This is a genomic window from uncultured Planococcus sp. (assembly GCF_947501725.1).
Classification (GTDB): domain Bacteria; phylum Bacillota; class Bacilli; order Bacillales_A; family Planococcaceae; genus Planococcus; species Planococcus donghaensis_C.
The window spans coordinates 69211-86205 of the sequence record NZ_CANMXD010000003.1 but is presented as its reverse complement, the minus strand read 5'-3'; the positions used below and the strand labels follow the sequence as shown (position 1 = coordinate 86205).

Annotated in this window: 20 protein-coding genes; 13 read left to right on the top strand and 7 right to left on the bottom strand. The window is 44.1% G+C overall.

All coding sequences use genetic code 11. The features are described from left to right. Positions 1 to 15 precede the first annotated feature (15 nt). Positions 16 to 933 (bottom strand): heme A synthase, encoded by a 918-nt coding sequence (locus tag Q0785_RS05045; protein ID WP_298826483.1) that lies wholly within the window; start codon positions 931 to 933, stop codon positions 16 to 18. A gap of 346 nt (positions 934 to 1279) precedes the next feature. On the opposite strand from Q0785_RS05045, the gene cyoE reads away from it, so the two are divergent. The 7 genes from cyoE to Q0785_RS05010 all read left to right on the top strand — a co-directional run bounded on the left by cyoE (position 1280) and on the right by Q0785_RS05010 (position 7850). Next, positions 1280 to 2197, top strand: coding sequence for a heme o synthase (gene cyoE / locus Q0785_RS05040; RefSeq protein WP_223633581.1), 918 nt, complete (start codon positions 1280 to 1282; stop codon positions 2195 to 2197). A gap of 49 nt (positions 2198 to 2246) precedes the next feature. Further along, complete coding sequence (gene coxB / locus Q0785_RS05035; protein ID WP_298826481.1) at positions 2247 to 3329, top strand: cytochrome c oxidase subunit II; 1083 nt, start codon at positions 2247 to 2249, stop codon at positions 3327 to 3329. Between the two features lie 31 nt (positions 3330 to 3360). After that, on the top strand, positions 3361 to 5244 hold the full coding sequence (locus Q0785_RS05030; protein ID WP_223633576.1) for a cytochrome c oxidase subunit I: 1884 nt from the start codon (positions 3361 to 3363) through the stop codon (positions 5242 to 5244). After that, on the top strand, positions 5234 to 5860 hold the full coding sequence (locus Q0785_RS05025; protein ID WP_146556494.1) for a cytochrome (ubi)quinol oxidase subunit III: 627 nt from the start codon (positions 5234 to 5236) through the stop codon (positions 5858 to 5860). The genes Q0785_RS05030 and Q0785_RS05025 overlap by 11 nt, the downstream gene beginning before the upstream one ends. Further along, a complete protein-coding gene (gene ctaF, locus Q0785_RS05020) occupies positions 5860 to 6192 on the top strand; it encodes a cytochrome c oxidase subunit IVB (RefSeq protein WP_223633573.1) in 333 nt (110 codons plus the stop codon). The genes Q0785_RS05025 and ctaF overlap by 1 nt, the downstream gene beginning before the upstream one ends. Before the next feature lie 247 nt (positions 6193 to 6439). Further along, entirely contained in the window at positions 6440 to 7363 is a 924-nt protein-coding gene (gene ctaG / locus Q0785_RS05015; RefSeq protein WP_298826475.1) for a cytochrome c oxidase assembly factor CtaG, read from the top strand. A gap of 25 nt (positions 7364 to 7388) precedes the next feature. Next, complete coding sequence (locus tag Q0785_RS05010) at positions 7389 to 7850, top strand: DUF420 domain-containing protein (RefSeq protein WP_298826472.1); 462 nt, start codon at positions 7389 to 7391, stop codon at positions 7848 to 7850. Positions 7851 to 7878: 28 nt separating this feature from the next. Here Q0785_RS05010 and ytvI read toward each other — a convergent pair whose 3' ends face one another. Continuing rightward, positions 7879 to 8934: a sporulation integral membrane protein YtvI gene (gene ytvI / locus Q0785_RS05005; RefSeq protein WP_298826469.1), complete on the bottom strand. Its 1056-nt coding sequence runs from the start codon at positions 8932 to 8934 to the stop codon at positions 7879 to 7881. Between the two features lie 82 nt (positions 8935 to 9016). Continuing rightward, positions 9017 to 9382, bottom strand: coding sequence for a YugN family protein (locus Q0785_RS05000; RefSeq protein ID WP_298826466.1), 366 nt, complete (start codon positions 9380 to 9382; stop codon positions 9017 to 9019). 144 nt (positions 9383 to 9526) lie between these two features. Here Q0785_RS05000 and Q0785_RS04995 point away from each other — a divergent pair, with 144 nt between their 5' ends. Next, positions 9527 to 10591 (top strand): CAP-associated domain-containing protein, encoded by a 1065-nt coding sequence (locus Q0785_RS04995; RefSeq protein WP_298826463.1) that lies wholly within the window; start codon positions 9527 to 9529, stop codon positions 10589 to 10591. On the opposite strand, the gene Q0785_RS04990 is transcribed toward Q0785_RS04995, so the two are convergent. After that, complete coding sequence (locus Q0785_RS04990) at positions 10572 to 11081, bottom strand: PaaI family thioesterase (RefSeq protein ID WP_223633554.1); 510 nt, start codon at positions 11079 to 11081, stop codon at positions 10572 to 10574. The two genes, Q0785_RS04995 and Q0785_RS04990, sit on opposite strands and share 20 nt — an antisense overlap. 76 nt (positions 11082 to 11157) lie before the next feature. Between Q0785_RS04990 and Q0785_RS04985 the strand changes: the two genes are divergently transcribed. Further along, entirely contained in the window at positions 11158 to 11604 is a 447-nt protein-coding gene (locus Q0785_RS04985) for a YlbF family regulator (protein WP_298826456.1), read from the top strand. Positions 11605 to 11667: 63 nt separating this feature from the next. Here the strand turns inward: Q0785_RS04985 and Q0785_RS04980 are convergent, their stop codons facing one another. Then, a complete protein-coding gene (locus Q0785_RS04980) occupies positions 11668 to 12579 on the bottom strand; it encodes a glycerophosphodiester phosphodiesterase (RefSeq protein WP_298826453.1) in 912 nt (303 codons plus the stop codon). Positions 12580 to 12828: 249 nt separating this feature from the next. Between Q0785_RS04980 and Q0785_RS04975 the strand changes: the two genes are divergently transcribed. Next, positions 12829 to 13101 carry a DUF2129 domain-containing protein gene (locus Q0785_RS04975; protein ID WP_223633528.1) on the top strand — a complete coding sequence of 91 codons (273 nt, stop codon included), beginning with the start codon at positions 12829 to 12831 and terminating at the stop codon, positions 13099 to 13101. Here Q0785_RS04975 and Q0785_RS04970 read toward each other — a convergent pair whose 3' ends face one another. Then, positions 13102 to 13482, bottom strand: a complete 381-nt coding sequence (locus Q0785_RS04970; protein ID WP_298826443.1) for a methylthioribose kinase — start codon at positions 13480 to 13482, stop codon at positions 13102 to 13104. It lies immediately after the preceding gene. 83 nt (positions 13483 to 13565) lie between these two features. On the opposite strand from Q0785_RS04970, the gene rsmD reads away from it, so the two are divergent. The 3 genes from rsmD (at position 13566) to Q0785_RS04955 (ending at position 15714) form a co-directional block, all read left to right on the top strand. After that, positions 13566 to 14141, top strand: coding sequence for a 16S rRNA (guanine(966)-N(2))-methyltransferase RsmD (rsmD, locus tag Q0785_RS04965; RefSeq protein WP_298826440.1), 576 nt, complete (start codon positions 13566 to 13568; stop codon positions 14139 to 14141). Continuing rightward, entirely contained in the window at positions 14134 to 14613 is a 480-nt protein-coding gene (gene coaD, locus Q0785_RS04960; protein ID WP_298826438.1) for a pantetheine-phosphate adenylyltransferase, read from the top strand. Before rsmD ends, coaD begins: the two co-directional genes overlap by 8 nt. 75 nt (positions 14614 to 14688) lie before the next feature. Continuing rightward, a complete protein-coding gene (locus tag Q0785_RS04955) occupies positions 14689 to 15714 on the top strand; it encodes a SepM family pheromone-processing serine protease (RefSeq protein ID WP_298826435.1) in 1026 nt (341 codons plus the stop codon). On the opposite strand, the gene Q0785_RS04950 is transcribed toward Q0785_RS04955, so the two are convergent. Continuing rightward, on the bottom strand, positions 15702 to 16901 hold the full coding sequence (locus Q0785_RS04950) for a nucleotidyltransferase (RefSeq protein ID WP_298826433.1): 1200 nt from the start codon (positions 16899 to 16901) through the stop codon (positions 15702 to 15704). The genes Q0785_RS04955 and Q0785_RS04950 overlap by 13 nt on opposite strands. Between the last annotated feature and the right edge of the window lie 94 nt (positions 16902 to 16995).

Here is a 16995-nt window from a genome sequence, read left to right as displayed (position 1 = left end):
GCGCCAGCCATATTTTTATGAAGATTTTTTGATTCGGCTCCGTGAAACTAGGAGTACCATGTAGCACAATAGACCAAAAAGCATAGAGATTAAAAGCGAGTGAAGAAGTGCCACTACTAAATTCAATTTAGTCAGGACAACCAGCATGCCGGTTGTCGCTTGAAGAAGGACAATGATGAAAGCGATTGTCCATCCCCAATAGATGACGCGCTGATCTTTGTATTGCTTGATTGCGTGCCAGGCGATGTAGCCCAGCCATATGACAATCAGTCCGGCAGCAGCACGATGTCCCATCTGGACCCATTCATACATATTGCCCGGCAATGCAAAGTCATCGTTCCGGCAAAGCGGCCAATCTGAACAAATGAGGCTTGACTCTGTATGGCGAACCAACGCGCCGGTATAAACCACGATATAGGAATACAAAGTGACGCCTATCGTATGGAATCTGAGTTTTTTGCCGATCTGCAAACGATCTGCATCAAACTTCCGGTCCACTTCGAAAATCAGCAGCGTCAAAAGCAGGATGGAAGCGAATGACAGGAGGGAAATTCCGAAGTGAAGAGCTAAGATGAAATCACCTTGTCCCCAAAGAACCTGTGCTGCTCCAATCAATGCTTGCAGAACCAGAAAGAATACGGCCATGATTGCCAAAAACTTTGTTTCCCGGACATGGCCGAATTTTCTCCAGGCCCATACTGCCAGTATGACGATCAATATGCCGACGACCCCTGTTACAAGGCGGTGGGAAAATTCAATCAGAACTTCAGGTGTGATGTTATCTGGAATCAATTTGCCATTGCAATCCGGCCAATTTCGTCCGCATCCCATACCGCTGTCGGTCTTGGTGACAAGGGCACCACCCAGAAGAATGAATAACATACCTATAGTAGCCGCAACGGCAAACCATTTTATATATCTATTTTGCTGCAAAATACCACCTACTTTTTCTATAGAAAACTTTTCAACGTCCATCTACCTGCATACTCGATAATAGCGAATGTTTCTTCAAAATACAACGAGAAATCAACAATAGAGGAAACTTTCAAGATTTGGACATAATAAATGGAGCTTCACAAACTGTTCAAAAACTATTATTTTTCTATCTTAAAATAGTGTGACCGTTAAGGTATGATAGGAGATGGATATTTGTGAGACCAATTGCGTGGAAATCATCTCTTTTATCAGGAAATTTCAGTTATATGTAGAAAAACAACTGGAATTTAGATATAGTTATGGTTAGCGGAATATGCTTACAACTTTGAAAGGAGGGACTTATATGTCAAACGGCCGGGCAATGTCTGCAGAGACACACGAAGCGCCGGAAGCGACGACATTCCTGAAAGACTTTTTGGCACTTATAAAAATTGGAATTGTAAATTCCAATTTGATTACTGTCTTCACAGGATTGTGGCTCGCATTCCAGTTTTCCGACAGGCATTTTCTGAACGAGCTGGATATCCTTGTCTATACCATCGTCGGTTCAGCACTGATCATTGCGGGTTCTGCAGCTATGAATAACTATATCGATACGGATATAGACCCATTGATGGAAAGTAAGAAAGCACGTCCGACAGTGACAGGAAGATTCAAGCCATCAGCTGTATTGGCACTAGCTGTTTCTTTCATCGTTATAGGCGAATTGTTTTTGTTTTCCGCTTCTGTATCAGCTGGCCTATTCGGGATTGCCGGAGTCTTAGCTTATGTCGTCTTATATTCCATGTGGTCTAAAAGACGCCATGTCAGCAACACGATCGTGGGGAGCATCTCTGGTGCGATTCCGCCGCTGATCGGTTGGGCTGCTGTTGAACCGACACTCGGGACAGGAGCTTGGGCATTATTCCTGATCATGTTCATTTGGCAGCCACCGCATTTCTATGCTTTGGCTATGAAACGGACTGAAGAGTATCGGGCAGCAGGTATTCCGATGCTACCGGTAATCAAAGGTTTTCACCGAACCAAAAAATCGATGCTTGCATGGGTTGTAATGCTTTTCCCTCTGCCATTCCTATTAATGGAACTTGGGACAGGCTTCATCATCTTAGCGACACTTTTGAACATCGGTTGGCTAGTCCTAGCCATTCGTGGATTTAAAGTGGCTGATGACTTGAAATGGGCGAAGACGATGTTCATCTATTCATTGAACTATATGACTATTTTATTTGTGTCAATGATCATTTTCGCTGTCTTTATCTAATGACCATTTCTAAAGAGAAACTATTTAAATGAGAGGGGTATGAAAAGCTATGATGAAAGGAATTAAAAAATGGCGGCTTTTCGCATTGATGACCACATTGCTGGTTTTTCTTGCGGGATGCGGACGTGAAGAGATTTCAACCTTAATACCGGCAGGCAAAGTTGCTCAAGATCAATTTAATCTGTTGATTTTATCATCAGTCGTTATGCTGTTTGTCATTATTGTTGTATCGATTATCTTCGTTTTAGCAATCGTTAAGTTCCGCCGTTCTAAAATGGGGGAAGACATGATCCCCGAGCAGGTTGAAGGAAGCGCAAGATTAGAGTTTTTGTGGACAGCTGTTCCAATTGTCCTTCTTTTGATTCTTGCTGTTCCAACAGTCTATTCAACATTCGATTTGGCTGACGTTTCGACAATGGACGTTCAGGCAGAAGATGGCAATTCTTCTCATCTGACAGTCAATGTAACCGGAAAACTTTACTGGTGGGAATTTGAATACCCTGAACAAGGAATCGTAACTGCACAGGAATTGGTTGTACCAACTGATGAACGCGTTTACTTTAACTTGATTTCTGCGGATATCAAGCACTCATTCTGGATTCCATCTATTGGCGGTAAATTGGATGTAAACCCGGAAAACGTCAACACTTTCTACCTGGAATTCGACCAGGAATCTTCAGAGCTTGAAGATGGCGTTTTCTATGGTAAATGTGCTGAGCTTTGCGGACCTTCCCACGCCTTGATGGATTTCAAAGTGAAATCTGTGGATCGCGAAGAGTTTGACCAATGGGTTACAGCAATGCAGGAAGAACCAACTCCTGCTGAAGATGCGGTAGCTCAGGAAGGCCAAGAGCTATTCGAACAAAGCTGTATCGCTTGCCACGCCACTTCTGGCGTTGGAGGTACTGGTGGAGTTGGACCTAACTTGGCAACATTCGGTGACCGCAACCGGATTGCTGGATATTTGGAGCATGATGAAGAAAATCTTAAAAACTGGATTGCAGATCCACAGGAATACAAGCCAGGCAACTTAATGCCTGATCCTGAATCATTGAACGACGGTGAACCATTCACTGAACAACAGCTCGATTCTCTTGCAGCCTATCTCATGGGCCTAACAGTTGAAGAGTAGAAATAAAGCTTAAAAAAGGGAGGTATACAGTGTGAGTTCTATTGCTCAAAAAAAGGGCTTCGGCGCTACAATTTGGGACTTCATGACAACGGTCGACCATAAGAAAATCGCGATCCTTTATCTGATCTCTGGTGGTTTCTTCTTCCTTGTCGGCGGTCTTGAAGCGATGTTGATCCGTGTCCAGTTGGCTACAGCAGGAAATGATTTCCTAAGTGCCGGAACATATAATGAAATTATAACAATGCACGGTACTACCATGATATTCTTGGCAGCGATGCCGATTTTACTGGCTTTCATGAACGCTATCATGCCTTTGCAGATCGGCGCGCGTGATGTCGCTTTCCCATTCTTGAATTCACTTGGATTCTGGTTATTCTTCTTTGGTGGTATTTTCCTGAATCTTTCTTGGTTCATGGGCGGCGCACCTGATGCCGGCTGGACGAACTACGCTTCGTTGGCACTGGCATCTGAAGGACACGGAATCGACTTCTATTCACTGGGGTTGACGATATCCGGTTTTGGTACATTGATTGCAGGGATTAACTTCCTGGTTACGATCATCAACATGCGTGCACCAGGTATGACGTATATGAGAATGCCATTGTTCACTTGGACAACTTTCGTTGCTTCCGCTTTGATACTATTGGCATTCCCGCCACTTACAGTCGGACTTTTCTTCATGGTCTTTGACCGTATGTTCGGAGCAAGCTTCTTTGCAGTCGAAATGGGTGGTAACACGATCATCTGGGAGCATTTATTCTGGATCTTCGGTCACCCTGAAGTTTATATTCTGATTTTGCCTGCTTTCGGTATCTTCTCCGAAATCTTTGCAATCTTCTCCCGTAAACGCCTTTTCGGATACACTGCACTTGTTTTTGCAACAATCCTTATCGGTTTCTACGGATTCATGGTTTGGGCTCACCACATGTTCACAGTCGGCTTAGGGCCAACAGCTAATGCTGTATTCGCTCTTGCGACGATGATCATTGCTGTCCCGACAGGAATCAAAATTTTCAACTGGTTGTTAACGATCTGGGGAGGGAATATTTCCTTCACGACTCCAATGATCTACGCTGTAGCTTTCATTCCGTCATTCGTTGCGGGTGGGGTTACAGGGGTAATGCAGGCGATTGCTCCTTTGGATTATCAATTGCATGATTCCTACTTTATCGTAGCTCACTTCCACTATGTAATCGTTGGTGGTGTTGTACTGGCAATTCTGGCAGGTACACATTTATACTGGCCGAAAATGTTCGGAACGATGCTTAGTGAAAAACTTGGTAAATGGACGTTCTGGTTCTTCTTCATCGGATTCCATTTAACTTTCTTCATCCAGCATTTCCTAGGCTTGATGGGTATGCCTCGCCGTGTTTACACGTTCGGAGCTGACCAAGGCTGGGATCTATTCAACGCAATCAGTTCAGCAGGTGCTGTATTGATGGCAATCGGCGTTATCATCCTTCTGGTAAACGTTGTCATGACTTCTATCAAAAACGAGCGTGTCGGCAACGATCCATGGGGCGACGGCCGTACATTGGAATGGGCAATTGCTTCTCCACCGCCATTCTATAACTTTGCTCAAACTCCATTAGTTCGTGGTCTTGATACATTCTGGATCGAAAAAATGGATGGCAACAAAAAAGGCATGATTTACGCTGAACCTCTTGGCGATATCCATATGCCGAATGGTTCCATCATTCCATTCGTAATTTCGCTTGGAATGTTCATTGCATCTTTCGGAGCACTGTACTTCCTCGACGGCGACAAGCCTTGGGCGTTGGCAGTATTGATCATCGGATTAGTCATTACTTTCGGTTCGATGTTAGTCCGCTCATTGAAAGATGATTTAGGATTCCATATTACGAAAGCAGAATTACTTGAAGACGCGAAGGGAGGCAACACCGATGGACATTAATCAAAGATACACTCCTCAATCATGGCCGGAACATCCTGAGACGGCTACGATGGAAGGGAAAAATAAGTTTATTGGTTTCTGGTTGCTTCTTGCTGCGGAGACAGTAACATTTGCTTCGCTTTTCGCAACTTACCTTGCATTAAAAGATAAAGGGCCGAGCGGCATGGAGTTTTCTGCCGCTGGACTTTTTGAACTGCCGCTGGTTTTTGCAATGACGATGATTCTTTTGACATCTTCATTGACAAGCGTTTACGCAATGTACCATATGAAAAACCATAATTTTAAAGCGATGCAGGCATGGCTTGGAATTACAGTCCTGCTTGGTGCAACTTTCCTAGGATTGGAGATTTATGAGTTTAACCATTATGTCCATTTAGGATTCGGTTATACAAACAGTGCTTTTAGTTCTGCGTTTTACACTTTAGTCGGAACGCACGGGGCTCACGTATTATTTGGCCTTAGCTGGTTTATCGCGTTGATGCTTCGAAACGCTAAACGCGGTTTGAACATGTACAATGCACCAAAATTCTATCTTGCCTCGTTATACTGGCATTTTATTGACGTTGTATGGGTATTCATCTTTACTGTCGTCTATTTGATGGGAGTGATCGGATAATGGCACACGATACACATATTCATGTTAGATCGCAGGCAGAATTCGAATACGCGAAGAAAAAGAGAGCAGAAGAAATGCGCGGCCATTTAGCAACTTTTGCGATTATGATCTTTTTGACATTAGTTGCCTTTACGATGGTGGCTGCTGGATTCTCCGCTTACCTGATTGTTCCAATCATTCTTTTGTTGGCGGGTATTCAAGTCATTCTTCAACTTTATTATTTCATGCACATGAGCGGTAAAGGACACGGTATGGTTGCGTTCTTTATGTTCTGTGGTATGTTTGTAGCTTTCATCACAGTTCTTGCATTAGTGACAATTGTTTGGTGGTAGGCACATTCTAAAAGCCCTTACCTTTCGAGGTAAGGGCTTTTTCTATGGATAAGGATGATACTTGCAACATGAAGGGAGAAATGCCTTAGGCTGCATCCTGAAGCGGATTTCATCTCTTGGAGGAGACGGAAAGGAAAAGCTTGCCGTCTGGCACTTTCATATTTCATATTGTTCATAGTTCGTTCATTGATATAGTTTGCAAGCCACTATATAATGAGGGTACTTGAAGAAAAGGAGGTCCCATTACATGCCGATCAGTATCTTCGGGTTTCAAGCTTTATGGAGTCCCATTTACTTAGCAGTCCTCGTTTTGGTGACGATTCTATATTTTTTGGCTACTACAAAGTGGCGTGGAAAGTTTAAAGGAAATCAGCCGCTGACATTAAGAGAAGCAGCACTTTTTGTATCAGGCATTGTCCTGCTTTATATCATCAAAGGTTCACCTGTGGATTTATATGGGCATATCCTATTTACAATGCATATGGTTCAGATGGCACTGTTGTTGCTGCTGATTCCACCATTACTGATAATGGGTATCCCGACTTATATCTGGAGAGCATTTATCGATCTTCCAGTAGTTAAGCCTGTATTCAACTTTTTGACTAAGCCGATGCTGGCATTGATCTTGTTTGGAATGGTCTTTTCGTTTTATCACATTCCAATGGTCTTTGATTTTGTCAAACAAGATGTATGGATTCATGGGGCAGTAAATATCGTCTTGTTCACTTCGGCAATATTCTATTGGTGGCCGGTAGTCAATAATTTGGAAGGCATGCATAAATTTCATGGATTGAGTAAACTGGCGTACTTATTTGGATTGAGTGTTTTGATGACCCCTGCATGTGCATTGATCATATTCAGCGGCACTCCTTTTTACGCGACATATACCGATGGTGAAGCATGGCTGCAGGCTATGGCATTATGTGTACCTGCCGGGACGCTTTCGCAATTGAATCTGTCGGGTCCTGAGTTATTCTCCACTATGTCAGCGATTGAAGATCAGCGTACAGGTGGAATTACAATGAAAGTTCTTCAGGAGCTTGTTTTCACAGTATTCCTATGGCTGGTATTCTATGAATGGCTGCGTAATGAAACAGACAATGCTGACGAAATTACGGCTAAAGTATTGCAGGACCGGAAAGACATGGCCTATCACAGACATAATGCTTAACGCATCACAAAGGAGAATAATGTAAATGAATTTGCCGCTATTGCCGACTATCAGTACTTTTTTTATCGTATTAAGCGCAATTTTGGTGGCGATCGGCTGGAACCTGATCCTTCGCCGCAAAATTGAAGCTCATAAGAAAGTGATGGTGGGAGCTGGTGCTGCAGCACTGACTTTCTTCATCATTTATATGTCCCGCACTATTTTCGTCGGAAACACTGCTTTTGGTGGACCTGATGATTTAAAAATCTTCTATACGGTATTCTTGATCTTCCATATCACTTTGGCTACAACAGGCGGTATTATGGGCTTGATCACGATATACTGGGGCTGGAAAAACCAATTGGCCAAACACCGTAAAATCGGACCGATTACTAGTGTGGTCTGGTTTTCAACTGCCATAACAGGCGTGATGGTCTATTTGCTGCTTTATGTGTTTTACGAAGGCGGCCATACAACTTCTGTGTTTAAAGCCATTTTAGGCGGATAAAAAAAGGAACCCTCGCTGGGTTCCTTTTTTATACTTTAAAATCAATTTTTATCATACCGGCTTCACGTGCTGATGTGAAGAGGATGACGATCAATGGGCCGATAAAGAATCCGAGAAAGCCGATCAGCTGCAGCCCGATGAACATAGCAATCAATGTCGCTAGAGGTGATAGGCCGATCTGGGTCCCCATAACTTTCGGTTCCACTGTCCGCCGGATAATCAACAGGACAAGCGCCAGAATAGCCAGTTGGGTTCCTTGGACAATATCGCCTGTAATGTATTCATATACAAACCAAGGTGTCAGAACGATAATCGATCCTAAAATTGGTATGAAATCAATAATCCATATCACCAGTGACATAACAAAGGCATATTCAGGGGTGATAAAGGCCAGTGAAACGAGCGAAACGATGAAGATGATGCAGCTTACCAGAAATTGTGCTTTCAAGAAACCAAAAATCACTTTGTTTAAACGTGCAAACATGAAACGGACCTTTTCGGCTGTTGAATCCTTTAAGCGCTTGAACAGCATGATTTTTAAATCAGGCAAATCCAGCATGAACAAAAACAGCGCTATCAAAAAGACAATGAAACTGACAAGAAAAGAGGGGATGCCTGTCAAAAGGTTGGAGACGGTATCGTAGTTGACGATCGTCAGCACCCAATTGCGTATGCCCTCCATAAATCCTGCTAATTCAGTTTCAAATGAAGAAACCACTTCGACCGGCATATCTTCTGTAGAACGGAAAAAGAACCGTTGAAACTCATCCCACATGGCCGACAAAGAATTGATGTATTCGGGGACCATTTTCGAAAACTGGATAATTTGTCCGATTAACTGGGTGACAATCCAGTAAAGCAACCCAGACACAACCAGTAGGAACAGGATGAATACTGAGATGACTGCCGATTTTCTGTGCCATTTGAACCTTTTATGGATAAAATTAACAAGTGGTTCTAAAAAAATAGCAGTGATCAAAGCGATGATCAATGGAATGGAAACAGGCAGTATGTATATCGAAATCAATATCAAGACCGCTATCACGACAGCGATCGTTACAGTTCTTTTCGTCAACCACTTCACTTGTTGAATCCTCCTTAGGAAGTTGAAATATTCATGGATCGGGTTAAAAAAACCGCAGTTCAATTACTGAACTGCGGGATTTTTATACGCTGATCTCGAAAGTCTGGATATCCTTTTTGATGGAGTCCAATAAGCCGATACACGTTTTAACCAAATGCTCCGGGAATTCTTCATCTTCACCATATTCAACACCATGCGGATAATAATGTTTGCCAAGTGCTGGCTTCAAGACGCGCATAGTGGCATCGTTTGAATCAACATCTCCGTCTGTAGCATAAGCGAATACGCGCAAGTAGTAAGTGCCTTCGCGAATGATGAATTTGCGGTCATAAGTGACACGCTCGTAATCCCATTGGCCTTCTTTAGTCAAGCCATGTTTGTTCATGATGCTTTCAAGTAATGCGACATCTACGTGAATGTTTTCAAGTCCTGTATTTTCAAAATACATAGGATCTCTCCTCCTCTATAACAAAAAAGACTACATGCTCCTTTAATAATAGATCATAATTTAAGTTGTTGCAATGGCTAGATTGTGTCAGTGTAGAGGCGACTGGTATAATAATGGAGATACAATAGCAAAGGGGCTGTTCGATTGAAAGACTTGCTTCGCATTATGATTTTTCTATCGATCGTTCTGATTGGTTTATTTTATTTGGATCCTTCAATAAATGAAAATGATGTCTTGGAAGCGCCGCGGACCACTGATCCTTTGCCAAGCGAAGAAATTACGGATGAATCATTGGATATTGCCCGTCCTGCCACGGGAATTTCAAGCTATATAGGCAAAGCCAGTGAGCGATGGATTGAACAATTCGGAGAACCAGGAAGGATTGAACCTTCTGCCTTCGGATATGATTGGTGGGTCTATAACGACAGCTATGCCCACTTTACGATGGTGGGAGTAAAAGATGACAAAATCGTGCAGGTGTATACAGCAGGGACTGCGGCAGATGCCACTCCCTATAAGATAGGGCAATCACTGGATGAATTGTACCGGTTCACCATTCTCGAAAATGAAGTCACTGTCAAATACGGCGATAATTCGTATACATTCAATGTCACTGCTGAAGATATGGATAAACGCATCCTCGTTAAATTTGAGGGGGTCTATGCACAATTGTATATTGATTCCATCGATAGGGCATTAGAAGCTGTCCGCTTCATGGATGCGGAAACTTTAGTGCGGCACCAGCCGTATGATATGATGTTCTCCGGTGAATTATTGCCGATCCAGACGCCATCTTCTACTATGCAGCAATCAATCGATGATGCAAACGCCAAACAGATTGTCGACTTAGTAAATGTTTATCGCCTGCACCATCAAACAAAGCCTTTGATCGCCGACCCTTTGGCGAACATGGTGGCAGAAACGAACAGTGAAGATATGGCCAAACAAAATTTCTCTTCCGAAGAACTGGAATTCAAAGATTTGCATGCCCGGCTGGAAGAAGGGAATATTGATTTTGAACAAGCTGCGGTCAATACAGCTGCCCGCTATTTTGATGCAGCAGAGACTGTACACGGCTGGACTAATTCAGATGTCCACCGCAAGACGCTGCTGAGTAATCAATATAACCAGACCGGAGTCGGGGTATTCGGAAAATACTATACACAGATATTTCTAGAAACAAAGCCTGTTATTGCTCAGAAGCAATAACAGGCTTTGTCTTTTTAGGAACGATGAAAAAAGAACCGGTGGCGGTTGCTATGTGCTTTCCGTCTTCTTGATAGATATTTCCTTCCAGTACCATGGTGTGCCTTCCGCTGCGGATGATGCGCGCTTCCGCGTTGATCGTTTCGTCGTCTGCGACAGTCAGGTAATGGATGGTAAGATTGGTAGTGACAGCTCCGAATCCGGTTGGACATTTGCTGTTTGCAAGAGTACCCATCGCTGTATCAAGGAGAACTGCAAGGATGCCGCCGTGGGGGATATCAACATTGTTATGGATGAACGGCGTATTCGGAATCGAAACAACCGAAGATTGTTCATCTGTAACACGTGTCATGTTCAGGCCGGCGCTTAAATAAGTGGCGAATTCGCCTTGTTGTTTTTTCTCGAAATTCGTGAGGTAGTCTGTCAGGATCTTAAGGTCTTCAGTACTGGAATTCTCCATAATGCGTGTAAATTGATCGGTTAAAGGGTTCATGCTGACAATCCTCTCAAGTCTATAGTGAAATTCAAAAATATCTGCTATGATTAAAAGCGTAAAGGAGGAAAATGCTATGATTATGACCTATGAATGGGCTGAAATAACTGACTTTGCAGATGAGTTAAGCCAAATGATCCTACAATCAGAGCAGGCTGACCTTTACCGGGCGGCTTATGACTCTGTCTATAACGATAAAAATCTCGCGGCTGAAATCCAAGCCTTCGCCAGATTAAAAGAACAATACGAAGAAGTACAGCGTTTTGGTAAATACCATCCGGAATATTCACGGGTGATGAAACAGATTCGCGTGGATAAACGCCGATTGGACCTGAATGAAAAAGTGGCCAATCTGCGTTTGGTTGAAAACGAGCTGCAGGATCTGATGGACCAAGTAAGCTTCATTATTGGAAGATCTGTATCTGAAGCAGTAAAAATTCCATCCACCAATCCATTTTTCTCATCGGAATCTTCCTGTGGAGGAAGTTGCGGTACTGGCGGCGGCTGCTCTTGTTCAGCTTAACCGTTTTAAATCAAACATTTCCATAGAAAAAGAGCAGCGCCCCGCGTTGCTCTTTTTCTATGGCTACTCTTCTTCCATTTCTGAAATGACAGCTACAGCCAGATCAGGGCGATCGGTTATGATGCCTTTCGCTCCTGCTCCGATTAAAGCGCTCATGGCTTCCGGTTCATCGATGATCCAATAATGGACCGGAATGTTCAAATTCCCAAGGAACGAAATAAAGCGGGGAGAATCCAAACGGAACACGGATGATTTAACTGGAATCTGAAAAACATCTGCGCGCGGCTGATAGAGATGGCCGAACTGGCTATTATAGGATGTATAAGCTTTTCTGACCTCGTTTTCACCTGCTCCAATGGCTACCCGGTTTTGGGCATATAAATTGAAGCGGTCGATCTGTTCATCATAAAAAGAAGTTACTGCTACGCGGTCTTGAACACCTAGTGAATCAATTAAGCGCCACAGCTTTGAAGGAACTAAGCTTCCTTCGTATGTTTCAGGGTCGTCTTTGATGTCGATGTTGATATACATCTGAGGGAATTTTTCAATCAGTTCACGCAGCAGTACCACTTTTTCGTTTTTGCCACGGTAGGAATGCTGACCGTCCAGGTCGATGAAGTGGTAGCCGAGATCGAACGCCTTTAACTGATCAAGCGACATATCAGCGACTCTTCCTGCTCCATCAGTAGTCCGGTCAATGAATTCATCGTGAAAAACTAGGATCTCTTCATCGTTCGTCATCCGGATATCGATTTCAAAGCCGTGGACTCCAAGTTCAGCTGACCGGTTAAAGGCAGCCAATGTATTTTCAGGTGCCAGTTTGGCGCCGCCGCGATGTGCGAGAACAATCGGGCGTTCATAATTCAAGACTTCTTTAACAGGACGCTGCTGTGGATTCGCCAACGCTTTGGAACCTGCCCAAGCGGCAGCTCCGACAGCCGCGGCGGCAAAACCGATTTTTGTCTTTTTCCCCATATTCAGTGTGACCTCCCTGGAATTCTGTAATAAAAACAGTATAGCGAATTGTGCGCTGTACTGACAGTTTTTTCTATTTCATGATCAGTGGCTTTCATAAGTGAAAAAGGCTGCCTTCGTTCTTAGCCTGTTTTCTGTTTTTCTTCAGCTGCGGAGTAAGCCTTACGCATGGCTTGGAGTTTCTTTGTATTCGGTTGCGGCTTTTTTCTTTCCTATGGTATTCTAGAAACTAAGAAAAGAGGGATACTTATGCATGATCGCCAAGGCCTCATCGTCTATGTGCATCATTTAAAACAAGCTAAATCGCTGCGGAAGTTCGGGCACGTCCATTATATTTCCCGTAAATTGAAATATGTAGTCCTCTATATGGATCAGGATGCCATCGAAACGACCAAAACGAAGTTAAATAAATTGCCTTATGTAAAACAGGTACTTGAATCCTACCGTCCATTCCTGAAAACAGAATATGAAAACGCCAAGCCTGATAAAGCTAAGGAATACGATTACAAAATCGGCCTTTGATTATTGCATTGGCGGAATATAATGATTTAGCCTTAATACTGAAATCAAGTGGCTATGGTAGAATTTCCGGTCCGCGTACACGGTGGAGTGCTTGACCTCCATCTTGATGGGAGTAAATCCGATTTCGGCAACGGCTTGTTCAAAAATATCCAAACGCTTGGAATCGACTGGGATTCCTTCCCGGCACATATAGATTGGCATGAAGTTGCCTTCTGCAGCCGGTTTGAACACAGCTGCTACCGATAAGACATCCTGTCCTTGTGGATTTTTTGAAATAAATACAAAGCCATGCATAAAGCGTTGTTGATTGCTTGTGATGAGTTCACGGAGCTCATAGATATCTCCGTACCCTTCTCCGAGTTCAATAAAACGTTGAATCATCGTTTCACGTCCTTTCCAGTCTTCATTTTACCATTATGCATGTAAATTGCATCAAGAAAATCATTTAAGTTAGAGGCGATAGTATGCGTGTTGTAGCAGGTTCAGTTAAAGGGATTCCATTGAAGGCGGTGCCTGGCAATTCAACCAGACCGACGACAGACAAAGTGAAGGAATCCATCTTCAATATGATCGGCCCATTTTTTGACGGCGGAGTTGCCTTGGATCTGTTTGCAGGAAGTGGCGGACTGGGCATTGAAGCCCTTAGCCGTGGCATTGACCAGGTCATTTTCACTGATAAAGATAAGCGGGCTGTAGAAACGATTCAAGCAAATCTTGAAAAGACGCGCCTCGTTGGCCAAGCGGAGGTGTACCGGGCAGATGCAGAACGTGCCATAAAGGCGATAAAGAAAAATGGGGTACAGGCGAGATTGGTTTTTCTGGATCCTCCTTATCACATGAAAAAATCCTATGATCTGATGGATAAAGCGGGAGAATTGGAAATTGTCACGAAAGATGCGATTATAGTCTGTGAACATGATCGGGAAGTGGAGCTTCCGGATCGCACCAGGTATTTTGAGCGCTACAAGAAAGAGCTTTATGGAAGCACCATTATTTCAATTTATCGTTATCAAGGGGAAGAGGGAGAACGTATTGACTAAAATTGCTGTAGTTCCAGGGAGTTTTGACCCGATCACAATGGGCCACCTGGACATTATTAAACGGGCGTCCACTATTTTTGATGAAGTTAAAGTGGTCGTAATGAATAATTCTTCAAAAAACCCATTATTCGACGTCAATGAGCGAATGGATTTGATCTCGCAGGTGACGAAGTCTATTCCAAATGTCAAAGTGGATTCATTTTCCGGTTTGCTGATCGATTATTCAGTTGAAGTTCAGGCAAACGCTATCATCCGCGGCCTCCGTGCGGTAAGTGATTTTGAATATGAAATGCAGATCACATCGATGAACAGATTCCTAAATGAAGATATCGAGACTTTATTCATGGTGTCCAACAACCAATATTCATTTCTTAGCTCGAGCATCGTCAAAGAAGTGGCGAAATACAAAGGCAGTATAACAGGCCTGGTTCCTGAAGCAGTCGAAAAAGCCCTTCATTCGAAATTTCAATAAGTCACGAATTTCGTGGCTTTTTCTTATGTAAAACGTAAATACCTTAAGATTTCAGCCGATGAAAGGAAGAACTGCATGAAAAATAAACGATTAGTTATTTTCGTCATCGTGATGGCGCTTGTAGTCTTTCTGTCCACTTATCAATTAGATGCCTATATCACGAGACCAGGCGGAGCCTATGAGCTGTCTCCGCTGGTTGAAGTGGTCGGCGGCGATGAAGACGATGAGGGCAGCCTCAGCCTGATGACGGTTTCCATGCTTACAGCGACTCCCGCTCTATATGTCTGGGCAAAAATCCAGGATGGGTATAAGGTTATGCCGCCGGAACAGGTCAGAAGCCCTCATGAAAGCGATGAAGAATACAATGTGCGCCAGCTGAAGCTGATGTCGGATTCGCAAGTGAATGCTTTGCAGATTGCGTTTGAGCAGGCGGAATTGCCTTACGAAATCAGCAATAACGGCGTTTTCGTTCTGAATGTACTCACCGGAGGGGCAGCAGATGGCATCTTGGCACCTGGTGACCGCGTTCTGGAAGTGGATGGCAATAATTTTACTGAAATGCAGGAATTCATCGATTACTTGAGTGACAAAGAAGCTGGGGAGACAGTGGAGGTGCTTTACGAGCGCAAGGATCGCGAAATCAGTACCGACATCGAACTGGCTCCTTTGCCTACGGATCCTGAGCGTGTCGGCCTGGGGATATCCTTTGTTGAAGACAAGAGCATTGAAACGACACCTGAAGTGGAAATCGATTCCGATACGATAGGCGGTCCATCAGCCGGTCTGATGTTCACGCTCGAAATCCTCAATCAGTTAGTGGACGAAGATATTACGAAAGGTTATAACGTCGCTGGCACCGGTACCATGGAAAATGATGGTTCTGTCGGAAGAATAGGAGGCATCGACCAAAAAATCATGGCCGCCGACTCTGCGGACATCGATATCTTCTTTGCGCCGAATGCCCCGGTAGAAGGTGGGGGAGACAGCAATTATACAATAGCTGTTGAAACCGCAGAAAAAATCGGGACATCGATGGAAATCGTTCCCGTCGACACCATTGAAGATGCACTTACTTTTCTGGAAGAGCTTCAGCCCCGGTAAATCGGAGGGGTTGTAAATTCTTTTTTCAAATCAGCAGAACCCATTCCCTGCAAATACATGGCAGTGGCATGAATATCAAGTTTCCCCATCTCATCATGCAGCTCGGCTGCACGGCTGACCAAGGGAAGCTTGATGTTTTTTTTTGTTTGGTTTAAATAGCTTCTGCCTGTGGCTGACATCCCTAGAAGCCTGATGTAGCCAGGGGCTTCAAATGAACGCAGCAGCTGCCAGGTGAAGCCTGTATAAATATGCGTCAGCATCCGTTGAATCCGCGTCCGTGTGAAACGCTTGGATTTGACGAGTGAAATGAAGGATTCAAAGTCATTCGCTGTTTTCGCTGACTGATAGATCAAATTTTCGATACCTTCGGTTATTTCGGCGAAGCGCTTCAGGTTAGCAGGACCTTCCCGCAGAACCGTAAAACGCAGCAGCGGATAAAACTGTTCCCAACTGCCGAAAGTGCCATATTCCTGTTCCATGTTCTTTAGTGGCAGGATTGAACTTTCCGGCATATAGGATGACAGCTCATCGACTGACTCACCCTTAAAGAAAGCTTCGCGTATTCCGGTAGCACTGGCAATCGGCAGTCCCGCTCTGATCGGGTCATGGTAATTCGCGCCGATGCGCTGAATCGTCAGTGGCTTCATCGAAGATCCCGAATTTTGAGCGGCCTCCAGATAATGAAACCCTAAAATATTATTCGGTTGTGTCAAATCGGCAAAACCCGCCCCGTTGCCGGTCAGGGAAAGGTAGGCATTGTTGAGCGCTTTTGGATAGCTGATGCCCGTTTGTACAGCCTCGTGGATGAGGTGCTGGTATTCAGCACTGCGCTCAGTCAACAACTCTCGGGAGTTCAGGAAAGGGGCAATCGATCCCTGCTCACTGCCAAAACAAAAAGAAGAACAGCCGATTGCCTCAAGCAGCGCAATTCCCCCTTTGGCGAAATCGGATGCCTGCGCCGTGGCATATACGTATGGCAGTTCAATCACCAGATCGATTCCTGCATCCAGCGCCATTTGTGTCCGCGTCCACTTATCGGCAAACGCCGGTTCCCCGCGCTGCAGAAATTGTCCGCTCATGACCGCTATGACAAGGTCTGCCCCCGACTCTGCGCGCGCTTGCTGCGCATGATGCAGATGGCCATTATGGAAAGGGTTGTATTCAACAATAACTCCTACAGCTTTCAATCTGCTCACCTCTTTGGTAGAATTAACTTTAGTATACCGATGTTTGAAATAGAGTGACAAGATTTTTTCTTGACATCTTTTTCTGTGCATTATA

Excerpts from the sequence above, each read along its gene's own strand:
- ctaG (WP_298826475.1), top strand. The coding sequence starts at position 6,440 with ATGCCGATCAGTATCTTCGGGTTTCAAGCTTTATGGAGTCCCATTTAC.
- Q0785_RS05000 (WP_298826466.1), bottom strand. The coding sequence starts at position 9,382 with ATGTATTTTGAAAATACAGGACTTGAAAACATTCACGTAGATGTCGCA.
- ctaF (WP_223633573.1), top strand. The coding sequence starts at position 5,860 with ATGGCACACGATACACATATTCATGTTAGATCGCAGGCAGAATTCGAA.
- Q0785_RS04990 (WP_223633554.1), bottom strand. The coding sequence starts at position 11,081 with ATGAACCCTTTAACCGATCAATTTACACGCATTATGGAGAATTCCAGT.
- Q0785_RS05010 (WP_298826472.1), top strand. The coding sequence starts at position 7,389 with ATGAATTTGCCGCTATTGCCGACTATCAGTACTTTTTTTATCGTATTA.
- Q0785_RS05025 (WP_146556494.1), top strand. The coding sequence starts at position 5,234 with ATGGACATTAATCAAAGATACACTCCTCAATCATGGCCGGAACATCCT.
- Q0785_RS04985 (WP_298826456.1), top strand. The coding sequence starts at position 11,158 with ATGATTATGACCTATGAATGGGCTGAAATAACTGACTTTGCAGATGAG.
- Q0785_RS04975 (WP_223633528.1), top strand. The coding sequence starts at position 12,829 with ATGCATGATCGCCAAGGCCTCATCGTCTATGTGCATCATTTAAAACAA.
- cyoE (WP_223633581.1), top strand. The coding sequence starts at position 1,280 with ATGTCAAACGGCCGGGCAATGTCTGCAGAGACACACGAAGCGCCGGAA.
- Q0785_RS04970 (WP_298826443.1), bottom strand. The coding sequence starts at position 13,482 with ATGATTCAACGTTTTATTGAACTCGGAGAAGGGTACGGAGATATCTAT.
- Q0785_RS04955 (WP_298826435.1), top strand. The coding sequence starts at position 14,689 with ATGAAAAATAAACGATTAGTTATTTTCGTCATCGTGATGGCGCTTGTA.
- coxB (WP_298826481.1), top strand. The coding sequence starts at position 2,247 with ATGATGAAAGGAATTAAAAAATGGCGGCTTTTCGCATTGATGACCACA.
- rsmD (WP_298826440.1), top strand. The coding sequence starts at position 13,566 with ATGCGTGTTGTAGCAGGTTCAGTTAAAGGGATTCCATTGAAGGCGGTG.
- Q0785_RS04980 (WP_298826453.1), bottom strand. The coding sequence starts at position 12,579 with ATGGGGAAAAAGACAAAAATCGGTTTTGCCGCCGCGGCTGTCGGAGCT.